This window comes from Streptomyces sp. 8K308 (genome assembly GCF_004348315.1).
In the GTDB taxonomy this organism is placed as follows: domain Bacteria; phylum Actinomycetota; class Actinomycetes; order Streptomycetales; family Streptomycetaceae; genus Streptomyces.
In genome coordinates, this window is the sequence record NZ_SMKC01000237.1 from 1 (window position 1) to 11317 (window position 11317).

Annotated in this window: 12 protein-coding genes and 1 pseudogene; 6 read left to right on the forward strand and 7 right to left on the reverse strand. The window is 68.7% G+C overall.

Annotated elements, in window-relative coordinates; genetic code table 11:
• Nucleotides 1-68 precede the first annotated feature (68 nt).
• The 5 genes and pseudogenes from E1265_RS37290 to E1265_RS25820 form a co-directional block, all read left to right on the forward strand.
• The gene (locus tag E1265_RS37290; RefSeq protein ID WP_165953876.1) at nt 69-722 is read left to right on the forward strand and encodes a hypothetical protein; all 654 of its coding nucleotides are present in this window, start codon (nt 69-71) and stop codon (nt 720-722) included.
• 90 nt (nt 723-812) lie between these two features.
• The gene (locus E1265_RS25805) at nt 813-1241 is read left to right on the forward strand and encodes a hypothetical protein (protein ID WP_132933411.1); all 429 of its coding nucleotides are present in this window, start codon (nt 813-815) and stop codon (nt 1239-1241) included.
• Nucleotides 1238-1588: a hypothetical protein gene (locus E1265_RS25810; RefSeq protein WP_132933412.1), complete on the forward strand. Its 351-nt coding sequence runs from the start codon at nt 1238-1240 to the stop codon at nt 1586-1588. Before E1265_RS25805 ends, E1265_RS25810 begins: the two co-directional genes overlap by 4 nt.
• Nucleotides 1585-1989, forward strand: a complete 405-nt coding sequence (locus E1265_RS25815; protein WP_132933413.1) for an RRQRL motif-containing zinc-binding protein — start codon at nt 1585-1587, stop codon at nt 1987-1989. Before E1265_RS25810 ends, E1265_RS25815 begins: the two co-directional genes overlap by 4 nt.
• A gap of 106 nt (nt 1990-2095) precedes the next feature.
• Nucleotides 2096-2688 (forward strand): annotated as a pseudogene (locus tag E1265_RS25820) (IS5 family transposase); the annotation flags it as partial.
• Nucleotides 2689-2697: 9 nt separating this feature from the next.
• Here the strand turns inward: E1265_RS25820 and E1265_RS25825 are convergent.
• Nucleotides 2698-3105, reverse strand: coding sequence for a DUF3224 domain-containing protein (locus E1265_RS25825; RefSeq protein ID WP_132933414.1), 408 nt, complete (start codon nt 3103-3105; stop codon nt 2698-2700).
• Between the two features lie 106 nt (nt 3106-3211).
• Here E1265_RS25825 and E1265_RS25830 point away from each other — a divergent pair, with 106 nt between their 5' ends.
• Nucleotides 3212-3667, forward strand: a complete 456-nt coding sequence (locus tag E1265_RS25830) for a Pycsar system effector family protein (protein ID WP_132933415.1) — start codon at nt 3212-3214, stop codon at nt 3665-3667.
• A gap of 322 nt (nt 3668-3989) precedes the next feature.
• Here the strand turns inward: E1265_RS25830 and E1265_RS25835 are convergent, their stop codons facing one another.
• The 6 genes from E1265_RS25835 to E1265_RS25860 form a co-directional block, all read right to left on the reverse strand.
• Entirely contained in the window at nt 3990-4718 is a 729-nt protein-coding gene (locus tag E1265_RS25835; RefSeq protein WP_132933416.1) for a DUF6602 domain-containing protein, read from the reverse strand.
• Between the two features lie 470 nt (nt 4719-5188).
• Complete coding sequence (locus E1265_RS25840) at nt 5189-5791, reverse strand: AAA family ATPase (RefSeq protein WP_165953877.1); 603 nt, start codon at nt 5789-5791, stop codon at nt 5189-5191.
• Nucleotides 5792-6187: 396 nt separating this feature from the next.
• On the reverse strand, nt 6188-7477 hold the full coding sequence (locus E1265_RS25845) for an FAD-dependent monooxygenase (protein ID WP_207931204.1): 1290 nt from the start codon (nt 7475-7477) through the stop codon (nt 6188-6190).
• A gap of 466 nt (nt 7478-7943) precedes the next feature.
• A complete protein-coding gene (locus E1265_RS25850; RefSeq protein WP_207931205.1) occupies nt 7944-8978 on the reverse strand; it encodes a plasmid partitioning protein in 1035 nt (344 codons plus the stop codon).
• 98 nt (nt 8979-9076) lie between these two features.
• Nucleotides 9077-10228: a ParA family protein gene (locus E1265_RS25855; protein ID WP_132933418.1), complete on the reverse strand. Its 1152-nt coding sequence runs from the start codon at nt 10226-10228 to the stop codon at nt 9077-9079.
• A gap of 138 nt (nt 10229-10366) precedes the next feature.
• The gene (locus E1265_RS25860; RefSeq protein ID WP_132933419.1) at nt 10367-11038 is read right to left on the reverse strand and encodes a hypothetical protein; all 672 of its coding nucleotides are present in this window, start codon (nt 11036-11038) and stop codon (nt 10367-10369) included.
• Between the last annotated feature and the right edge of the window lie 279 nt (nt 11039-11317).

Consider the following 11317-nt stretch of genomic DNA (forward strand, 5'->3'; position numbering starts at 1 on the left):
ACCACGGCCCGCCCGACACCGCTCGGGCGGGCCGCCGCTGTTCCCACCCGAGATGAGACGGAGCCCCGTTGAACACCAGCAACACCCCGTCCGACAACTCCCAGCCCGGCGACAACGGGCAGCAACACGACCAGGCCCAGCAGCCCACCGCCCCCGCGCAGCCGGCGCGGGAGTGGTGGGAGCCGGCCATGGACTGGATCAGCGACCGCGCCCAAGACGTGACAGACGCCTACGACACCGGCCTGGCGGGCGCGGCCACCTGGATCAAGGCCGCCGTCGTCGCCGCCGGCGCCATCGTCGTCGGGCTGATCCTGTGGGGCGTCCTCGAGGTCATCGCGTGGATCGCGGGCTGGACGATGCCCACGATCGACCTGCCGGATGCCCCGCGCGGCACCGGCCTGGTCGCCACTCTCACCACCCCCATCGAGACCTACCTCCAGGCCCACACCGCAGGGCTGCCGGTCACTGCCACGACGGCCTACGCCGCCTGGCAACTCCTCGGCGCCGGCGCGCTGGTGCTTGGGTGGCTGGGCACGACCGGCGGCCGGCTCACCTGGACCGCCTGGGGCGCCGCCAGCGTCGCCATGGTCTGGCACGGCACCCCGGACCCGGGCCGCCCGGTCGCCACCGGCCTGGCCGTCCTCGCCTGGACCGCCGCCTCCACCCTCGCCCTCCACGGCCTGACCCTCAGGCCGTCGATCACCCACATCACCACCCGCTGACCGTTCTGGCGGCTGCCTGATCCACCCGACCCGCACCGGCCACGGCCGGTGCGGGTCGGGTGGTGACGGGGAGCCGGACAGCCCGGCCGCGTGAAGGGAGACGACGACGTGCTCACCGACATCGACACCGACATCGACACCACCCCGGCGGTGCCGGGAACGATCCTGACCGCCGACCAGATCTGGGTCGAGGGCATCTACCACGGGCTGGGCGTCACGGCCTGCGGGGACGACGAGGAGCCCCTGGTGGTCATCGGCACCCACGACCTCACCCTCGCCGAGGCCGCGCTCGCCAGCTACCTGCAGGAGATCGTCGGCACCACGCTGCACGACTACCTGAACCTGTGCCGCTCCGGCTGCCACGACATCACCTGCCGCGGCCGTGGGGGCTGCCAGACGATCGCCACCATCACCAGCAAGCAGTGGTGGCTGTTCCGCGCCGAGCCCGACTACGGCTGGGACTGCCACCTGGTCGACGCCTACACCCCCGGCGCCATCCCGGTGGTGACCGCCGCGTGAAGACCACCCCGCTCCGCCGCCTGCGCGACGCCATCCGGCGCCGCCTCGCCCCGCCGCCCTCGCCGGCCGACACCGTCTACGAGGAACGGGCCCACCTCCTGGCGCTCCTCGCCGCGCACCACCATGCGGTCATCACGGACGCCCAGGACATGCCGCCCGGGTGGCTGCTGCTCCACCTCACCCTCGCCGGCCGCCCGCTGACCTGGCACATCCACCCCCGCGACCAGGCACTGTTCGCCGCCGTGGAGCGGGTGCCGGCCAGCGACCCGCGCGCCCAGTGGGACGGCCACACCACCACCGAGAAGTACGCGTGCATCCGCCGCCACCTCGAGGCGGTCCGGCCGTGACCGCCGAGCTGCACGTCGGCGCCGACAGCATTGAAGGCGGGCTGCCGGTCTACGAGTGGGGCAAGGTCCCCGACGGCCTGGTGACCCGCCGCCAGCTGCGCGCCATGAACCTCGCCCCAGGCGGCCACGCCCCGGTCGGACACGTGCGCTGCCGGCGCTGCCTCACCCGCCCCCTGCGCGTCTGCACCCGCAAGGCAGGCCTGTACGACGTCGACCTGGCCGTGCCCAAGAGGACGCCGACGCTGGCGCAGGAGGAGGCGCTGGACCGGGCCATGGCCGCCCGGCAGACCTGCCCCGTCTGCAAGGTCCGCTACATGAAGTGCCTGCCGCTGCGGACCCTCGGCTCCTGCTGGGACTGCTCGCCAGACGCCGCCGACCTCGCCCTCGCCCAAGCGGCCTAGGGCCTGTCCGGCGGATCATGTGACTTACTCAGCCCTTGATCGTTGGCATGTCCATGGGGCGGGGAGATCTCACGAACGCGGAATGGGTCCGGTTGAAGCCGCATCTGCCGTGGACTCCACCTCCTGCCGGGCCCACCAGCACGCCGCCGGGGCCCGCAGAAGGCCCCCTCGGGTGCCGGGGAAAGACGCCCGCCCCGGCAGCACCGCCCCGACGATGGGCTCGGACGCTCCCGGGGCGGCCTGACCAGCAAGATCCATCTCGCAGGCGAGGGCGGGCGCCGCCCACTGGCCCTGCTCATCACGCCGGGCCAGTGGGGAGACGCACCGCAGCTCATCCCCGTCATGGAACGCATCCGGGTCGGCCGCCTCGGCGGCGGGCGCCCCCGCACCCGGCCGGATCATCTCGGCGGCGACAAGGCGTACTCCTCCCGCCGCAACCGCCGCTACCTGCGGCGACGCCAAATCAAGCACACCATCCCCGAGCCAAAGAACCAGCGGGCCAACCGGCAGAGCCGCGGCAGCAAGGGAGGACGGCCCGCCGGTTTCGACAAGACGATCTACAAAAGGAGGAACGAAGTCGAGCGGACGATCAACGGCCTCAAGAACTCCCGGGCCGTCGCCACGAGGTACGACAAGCGCGCCTACATCTTCCACGGCACGGTCACCCTCGCTGCGATCCGCCTGTGGCTTCGCGCCTGACGTGCTGCGTTACTGATCGATTTCGTAGTCGAACCAGATGCGGTGTGTGCCATCCGCGTCGACCTTGATGCCTCCGCTCCCGGTGATCCCTGCCAGCTCGCGCGTTCCGCTGCCCGGAACGATGACGAAGAACTCGTCCTGCGGGCTTTCGTCCAAAGTGGTTTTGGAGTGCGCGAAGTTGAAGGAGCCTGCCCCGCCATGGAGCGTCCCGTCGAAGGACTCCATGGCGACGTAGGTGCCCATGGCGGTGGACTCGTTGAACGCGGAGGTGAACAAGGTGGTCGAGCGCCCGATTACTTCACCTTCGTACTGCTTGTCCATCGTGGCTGCGCCGACAGACACCGCGGTCTGAATCTGTGGGCTGGGTACCTGGGCCGGCGTGAAGTCGGCAACTTTGAACGTTCCTGAAGCTCGCATCCCCGGATCGTATTGCCCACCACTGACATCGACCCGCCACATGATCCGCCGGACAGGCCCTAACCCCCGATCCACCCACTCGCCCGCCAAGGAGGGCCACCTCGTCATGCCCGCGACCGACTCTCGCGATCATTTGGACAAGGCCGTCGCCATCGTCGTCGGCGCCACCACCGCGGCCGACGGTGAAGCCGCCGCGCTGCTCGGCGCGTTGGGCTTGCCCAGCGCGGTCCTGGTCACGGTGCTCCCCGGCCGCACCATCCCCGCCGCCGCCCTGCCGTTCGTCACCGCCGGCGCCGCCGGCCTCGCGACCGCCATGGTCCTCGCGCTGCTGTGCATCCTCCCCCGCCTCGGCGGCATCCTGCCCGGCTCCTGGATCCACTGGGCCACCTGCGACCCGGACCAGATCACCCCGGACGCCAGCACCGGCCCCACCCAGGACACCGTCCAAGGCCTCGCCCGCATCGCCCTCCGCAAGCACCAACTGCTGCGCGCCGCTGTCCTCACCGCGATCGCCGCCGTCATCGCCCTCGCCCTGGCCACCGCCACGGCCGGCGCCCTCTAACACCCGGCCCGCCTCCCGGGCGGGCCGGTCGACCTCGAGTCCACCCATGACCACCGGCCATGGCCCCTGTGCTACATCAGCAGAGGAGCCCAGTGGTCTCCGGTCTCAGGGGGGCCACCGCACCGCCCGGCTGCGATCTGCCTCCACACGCCCGTGCTGTACACGTGGTTATCCCACAGCCGCGTCGGCCCGCCACCCACGGGTTTGGCCACGTTCTCGAAGTAGCTGGCGATCGGCCGCAGCCTCGGCTCCTCCCAGGCGATGCGGCGCAACAGCACAGTTATAAGCACCATCAGGGAAGCCATGGGAGAGTCGTGTCGGTTCAGCTGAGTTTGCACGCAGCCCTCGGCGGGGTACCCGGGCATGATCGTGTCCCGGAGCTTCGCCCACGACTCCACCGGCGTGCGGGGCGGCCCGAGCCACCAATCTTGAACGCCCACCAGGTGGCCAAATCTGCCACACACACCACGTCCAGCAGCTCGCGTGGGTACGCCACCGCGTTCATGCCCTTGACGAGGGCTTTCTCGATGTTGCCGACAGGATCGGACCCCTCACCCTGCCAGGTGTGGGAGTGGGCGAGCACTCCGTAGATCGGAGCGCCGAACAATTCGAGATAGGGGGTGCCACTCCTGGGGGCAGTGAGGCGGCGCACGACGGCCGCCGTGGCGGCGGCTTCGATCAAGTGCCTCGTCTTGAGGGTGTTCTTGCACTCGAAAGCTGCGACCACAGCGTCCGCGAGGTAGACCTTCACCTCATCCTCGACTAGGGCCCTCGGGTAGAAGGGGGAGAGCACCAGCACATCGATCTGAGGGCTGATCTCTGGCGGGATCTGCTGCCCGTCCCGAACACGGCCGGAGCTGAGGATGCGTCCCTTTGTCACCACGTGGTACCCGGCGGGCAGCCACTTCTGCAGTACGAGCCGCGCCCAGTTTGCCTCGCCCTCGTCCCCCGACGTGCCGGGATCATCGTTGCGCTTGCGGATGCGGGCGTAATCCTCCGCCAGCCGGTTTGCTGTTGAGTGGAGAAAGTCCTCTAGGCCGTGCGTACTCATCCGGCTATGGTCCCAGCGTGCATCTGCGGATGCGGCGAAGGCCAGAACTGAGGGCGTTGTCCGGCTCTCCTGACCATCGACCTCCGGCAACCACTCCCGGGACCCCACATCTCCCCGAGATGCGGGGGAACGCACCGCCCACGACGCCCCGGTCCGGCACGCCGTGATGGCCACCCCCGGAATCAACCGCCCTGGCGACTCGACGCCTACCTCGCCGGCCCCAGCGCCGGCGACATCACCGTGGCCCTCGGCTGCGCCGGCGGCAGACACCGCGCCGCCAACACCGCGGCCGCACCCGCACCGTGGTGCGCGGCGACCAGGAGCAGGCCGCCGACTTCGACCTCGCCACCCTCACCGCCGGCCGAGCGTCGCTCGACGTCACCCTCGTTCACCGCGACCTGGCACGCCCCGTCGTCCAGCGCTGACCCACCACAGGGCCTCGGTCCGGAACCTGGGCCCGTGGTGTGCTTTCAGCAGCCCCTGACCGTGAGGTCTGCCCGGACACTCGGCTCCGTGGCGGTGAGGTAGTGCTCCTCGGCGGCTCGCCAGCGTTCGATCCAGTTGCTGGGGCCGTGGTCGTGTCCGCGGGCGTGCTGGCGGTGCAGACACGTATCGCGCGGCGTGTCGACGTAGACGGTGAGGTCGAAGTAGTGGGCCAGCTCCGGGCGAGCGGTGTAGACCCCTTCGATGATGACCGTGCCGGAAGGGGGGACGCCAACTCGGCCTGTGGTCAACGCACCCGTGGACCAGTCGTAGCGCTGGTAGGACGCTGCCTTGCCTGTGGCGAGCGGAATGAGTACTTGGTCGCGCAGCCTCTCCCAGTCGAAGTACTGCTGGTACCCCTCTTCGGGAGTGAGCCGCAGCCGCTCTTCCGGGGCCATCGTGCGGTAGAAGTCGTCGCCGTGGACGACGACGGCATGCTGTGCCCCGCCCAGGACTTCAACAAGCCTGGCTGCGAGGGTGCTCTTTCCGGCTCCGCCCAGGCCGTCGATCGCGATCAGAGCGAAGCCGTCATACGCGCACTTGGCAATGGCTGAGGCGATTCGTGTGATCTCGCTCTGCTGTCTCGTCACGGAGTAATTGTGACGGGGAATCCGAACCAGGGACTGCGGTTGTCCGTTCTCATCCATCGTGTCAGGGAGCCATGTCGGCGAGCTGCGTACTGACAACTGCCTTGAGACAAGACGGGCGAGCGATCCGGCTGGGGATCAATGGGCTTGGACGTCACGGGGTCGATGTCCCAATGGTCTTGTCAGTTCCGGTGAGCGCCGACCAGGGAAGTGACAGAACCGCTGAGACCCCGTGCGGTGGAATCTGATCGATCTTGTCAGTTTCCGAGTCAACACCGCCTCATCGGAACGTGGCCTGGCCGCCGAACGGGCGCTTCAACGCGCACCATGCGGCATGAGCGGAGGTCGTCCGGCGGTGTCCTATCGAAGCGTGGTCCCTCTCGACCCGTTATGTGACACCTACGGCTTGGCCGACGAGGTGATCGGCGATCCGGCCGGGGCTGCGGAGTCCGGCACCCCCGCGTAGTCGGGCAGCTCTATGCCGTTGACCGCGTGCCCGACCAGCTCGGTGAACCATTCGCTGGCGAAATCGGGGCGCGGCTCGGCGTCTGGCCCGGGGACGTCGCGGCTGCGGGCGTTCAACCGGCCGATCTCCTGGTTGGCCTCGACGAACGAGCGCATCCGCGCCTCGTAGCGGGCGAACCCGGCGTCGGGGTCCCATCCGGCGGCAGCCAGCTCGCCGGCCAGCAGGTAGGCGCCGACCAGGGCCAGCCCGGTGCCCTGCCCGGACATCGGCGAGGGGCTGAACGCCGCGTCCCCGAGCAGCCCCACCCGTCCACTCGACCAGCGGTCCATCACCACCTGGGCGACCTGGTCGAGGTAGAAGTCAGGGGTGTCGTCCAGGTGCGCGAGGATGTCCGGGGTCAACCAGCCCAGTCCCGCCATCCGCTCCTGCAGCAGAACCTTCTGGGCCGCGACGTCACGGTGGTCGACGTCGAAGTCGGCCGAGGCGAGGTAGAACATGGCCATCGCCCGGGTGGCGTCCTGGATGGGCCGCAGAAGGGCGGAGCGCCCGGACTCCTGATCCTGGTACTCGAGCAGCCAGCGGTCCAGCCCGAACTCGTTGGGCACGCTGTAGAAGGCCAGCACGTGCCCGAGGTGGCGGAGGAACCGCTCATGCGGCCCGAAGACCATCGCTCGCAGCTCCGAGTGCAGCCCGTCGGCGCCGACCACCAGGTCGAAGCGCCGCCGGTTGCCGCCCGCGAAGACCACGTCGACCCCGTCCGCGTCCTGGGCGAGCTCGGCGATTCGGTCGCCGAAGACGTACTCGACGCCGTCGTGGGTGTCGTCGTAGAGCACCTGGGACAGGTCCCCGCGCAGGATCTCGATGTCCGCGATGAACCCGTCGCCACCGTCGTCGTCGGCACGGAAGGTCTCCAGCACTTGGCCGTCCGTGTCCACGGTGTGCGCGCCGGCGGTGTCGGTGCACGCCGCGCGCACCGCCGCGTCCAGCCCCATGCGCCCGATGACCTCCTTGGCGACCCCGCGTGCGTCCACCGCCTGCCCGCCGGGACGCAGCTCGGGAGCCCGCTCCACCACGGTCACCTCGGCCCCCCACCGGCGCAGCCAGTGGGCCAGCGCAGGTCCCGCGATGCTCGCCCCCGCCACCAACACCCTGGGACCGCTCACCCGCGTCCCCTGCTCGCCAGTCCGGATCGCGTGCCCCAGGTCGGAGTTGTCGACGCTCATCACAGCCTCCATCTGCTTCCTCCCGCGCTGGAACGTCCCCAGCACAGGCCCACCGCTGTCGTGCATGCAGCCGTATCGACCACGGATCCGCACAAAACTCATCGGTCACGGCAGACATTGATGAGAAACGCCAACTCCGATGAGACTCACATCAACCCAGACTGGTGTAAACCAGGCGAAACAGCCTGTCAGCTAGGCTGCCGCCTGAGAATTCGCCAGGTCTGCGCGCAACACGGTGAGACGCTGAAAGGATCAGTGAGAACGGACAGCGGTTGCGGTCATCGCCCGATCCGGACTGAGACGCAGCCATCGATACCCCAGGTGGACTGAGACAGCCCCAGGTCCGCTGAGACCGGACAGCTGCCTTCGCCACCGATTGCCGATAGGGAACCGGTCCGGAACCTGTGAGGTTCCAGACCGGCCCCAGTGGCGTTCCGAGGTTTGTTGTCCGCGGACAACAAACGAGTCAGGAAGCCGTCGTACCGAGCAGGAGCTGGGCCAGGACGGTGCGATCCGCAGGGGACATCTTCTTCAGCAGCAGCTCGTGTAGCGCTGCCGGATCGCCCCAGGGCACTTCGCCGGGGGCCGCCGGCTGTTCGATCTGGGGCATCTGTTCGTTGTCCGCGGACAACGAACCATCAACGGGTGTGCCGCCCGTGCTGCTGACACCAGCGGTGGTGGCGGCGGGGGCCGGTTGAGGCGGCCCCAGCCGCAGCGGCCGCCGGGAGCTGCGGGCGGGTTCCGCGCTCGTCGCAGGGGGCGGCTCGACAGGTCTGTTGTCCGCGGACAACAAACTCGGCGGCTGGCCGCTGTCTCGCGCCGCCCGAAGTATCGCCTGCTCTTCCTCCCGCTTCTGCTCCTCCTGGTCCTTGACCGCCTTCAGATGGTCCAGCAGCTGCACCGAGGTGAGCTCCGGCTGTTCCCGGAGCCGGCGAGCCATCAGACGCCCATTCCGCTCGGACACCTCGCCGGAGCTGAGCATCTTCTGCAACTTCTCCGGCAACTCCAGCAGCACCAGCTGGTTCGTCACCCAGGACCTGTCCCTCTTCAGCCGCTCCGCGGCGCGGGCACGAGCACCTCGCTCGTTCTCCTCCGCGCACACGTCCACCAGCTGCTGGACGCCGCGGGCGCGCTCGATGACGTCGAAGTCCTCCCGGTCGAGGTTCTCCTTCAGCAGGTGGTCGACGAACTCTTCCCTCGAGGAAGCGAGGTCGTCCCGGACGACGAAGTCCAGGGCTTCGAGGCCGACGTGCACGGCGCTGCGGAAGCGGCGCTCGCCGTTGACCAGGACGTAGAGGGCCTCGCCGATCCGCTCCTCGTGGTCCGGCCAGAGCTTCAGGTACACCGCCCGGGTGACAGCGACACAGGCCGCCAGCTGCGCCACGCGCAGCTCCTCGCCGAACCGGGTCTGCTCTTCCTCGGTGCCGAAGTTCCGCCGCGGGTTCAACGGGGTGGGGGAGACCTCGTCCAGCCGGAGACGCACGAGCTCGTACGCCGGCACATCTCCCTGGGCGACAGCCTTTGCCCTCCCGCGCGGGCTCCGGCCCCGTGGAACGTTACCGAACGAACTGCCGGTGCCCAGCCTGTCCTTGACGCTCATCAGCTGATCCTCCGCGCGATAGCGCGCATGGCCTCGGACTGCTCGCACTCCGGAGCGTAGGTGAGCAGCGGCTGCTTCATCCGCACCGCCTCCCGCTGCTCCTTCACATCAGGAATGACAGCGACGACGGGCGGGTCCCCGATCTCCTTCCAGCTGTTCAGCGAGGAGGTGGCGATGAAGCCCTTCCGGCTGTCGTACATGTTGACCACGAACCCCAGCAAGGCGATCTCGATGTCCATGTCCTGGGAGAGGTCCTGGATCTGGTCGTACAGCATGTCGTAGGCGTCGGCGGAGGAGTCCTCTGCCAGCACCGGGATGAGGATGCCCGAGGTGTCCGGCTCCTCGTCCTCCCGGGTACGGCCGTAGTACAGCGCGGTGTCCATCGCGAAGCCCAGGCTCGGCGGACAGTCGACGACGACGTAGTCGAACTCGGCTTCCAGCGGCTGCAACGCCTTCTCCAGCGCCGTCTCCTTGATCCGCACGTGCCGGCTGGTGGCGAGCTTCGCATCGAGCAGGAAGGCGTCCTTGCAGGCCGGCAACAGGAACAGCCGGCCGCCGAAGCCGCCTTCCTCTATCGACACCAGCAGATCCCGCAGTTCACCGTCCGCCTCGCCCAACATGTACTTGGCCAGGCTCGGCTCCTCGATGCCGAGCAGTTCGTAGCCGAGCTGCTGAGTCAGGTGACCCTGCGGGTCGAAGTCGATCAGGCAGACCCGGAAGCCGAGCTCGACCAGCGCTTCCGCTGTGCCAGCAGAGGTAGAGGTCTTCCCCACGCCGCCCTTCTGGTTACCGAAGATGATGCGGCGGGCACCCGCGGTCCGGCGGAGTCGGCGAGGCGACGGATGGGTCTCCAGCCAGAGACGGATCGCCTGCGCCAGCCCCTGGTTGGCCGGGATCCCCCGCTCCTTGCAGTCGGCCTTAAGCACCCCGTACAGCCCGGTGGGGAGGTAGGTCGCGAACGAGGTCCCACCCCCCGTGTCTACCTGCGGGCGCGGGGCTTTCTCACCACGCCAGGCATGGACGCCCTCGGTGACAGCGTCTTGGATGTCCAGGCTCAGCTCTGCGGCGCGAATCTTGAGCTCCTGCCGCAGCGCGGCAGGCAACTTGGCGACTACCTTTTCCCTGTCATCAGGGTCGTACGGGGCACTCATGCGGGTACCTTACTCACCAGCGTGACGGGGTAACGCCCCGAACCGCCGGAATCGTTACCTAGATGGCGCGGCAACGCCTGCGGATGTCAGCATGGCGGTGGGCTCGCTTGCGTTGGTTGTGACCGTGGCGTCGGGGTCTCAGCAGAGCACACCCGGCGAGTTCTTCACCAAGCCGCGCTGCTGATCCCACACCCAGATCCAGGACTCCCGCCAGAGACGGGGCAGGTCGGTCACTTCCTCTGCGTACGGGTTGTCGTCGGGTTGTGGCAGTGGCTCGCCAGTCGAGCCGTCCACCCAGGACGTGACGAACGAGGGGCGCCAGTCTGGATCGCCGACCAGAATGGCCTGCAGACTGCTGATACCTATGCTTCCCTTCGGTAAGGGCAGTCGCCACTCCCGCTCATGCAGCCACGTCGAGTCACTGCTGGTACGCACCGCCCAGTGCCCAAGCCCAGCCGACTTGAACTGTGCGTGTATGCGATCCGGGACATAGGCGACGGCACCGCCTCCGAGTCGAAGGAGCGCGGAACGGCGCCCGACCACTCCCCACGGCTTGAAGCGCCCCACTTCGATGAGGTACCTGAGATGTGCTTCCGTGCTTTCCGAGAAGCACACGCACTTTTCCCTCGCCCCGAATGGCTCGAACGCTTGGAACCGTTCTTCTTGCAAGATGCGCGCAAGCCGCTGCTCAGCGCTCATCTTGCATATCTCATCTGGCACCGTGTCGGGGTGGTCCCCGTTCCGACCAGTGAAGTGGTACAGATAGTCGCTCTGCGCGGGCCCGGTGAAGCCCAGGTTGAGCTCTTCCACCTTGTCCCCTCTTGACCATTTGACTGCGAATGTTTGCGTCCGGCGTCTCGCCATCCGGCACTCTTCGGGGCGTGACTGCCTTGGCCGTCCGTCGAATCGGGCGCTGCCTGCCTTGGAACTGTAAGCCGTCGCACGCCTACCACTTCCTGGGCAGACCGTCCGCCCGCGAGCGTGAGCGTGAGGTGGGCCGGGGGCGACCCCCGGGAGAGCGGTCAGTGGCCTTGGGCGCGGAACCAGGCGCGGTAGAGGGCGGTGAGCTCCTCTTGGGCGGGGCGGGGC

Excerpts from the sequence above, each read along its gene's own strand:
- E1265_RS25830 (WP_132933415.1), top strand. The coding sequence starts at position 3,212 with ATGCCCGCGACCGACTCTCGCGATCATTTGGACAAGGCCGTCGCCATC.
- E1265_RS25825 (WP_132933414.1), bottom strand. The coding sequence starts at position 3,105 with ATGCGAGCTTCAGGAACGTTCAAAGTTGCCGACTTCACGCCGGCCCAG.
- E1265_RS25845 (WP_207931204.1), bottom strand. The coding sequence starts at position 7,477 with ATGAGCGTCGACAACTCCGACCTGGGGCACGCGATCCGGACTGGCGAG.
- E1265_RS25855 (WP_132933418.1), bottom strand. The coding sequence starts at position 10,228 with ATGAGTGCCCCGTACGACCCTGATGACAGGGAAAAGGTAGTCGCCAAG.
- E1265_RS25835 (WP_132933416.1), bottom strand. The coding sequence starts at position 4,718 with ATGAGTACGCACGGCCTAGAGGACTTTCTCCACTCAACAGCAAACCGG.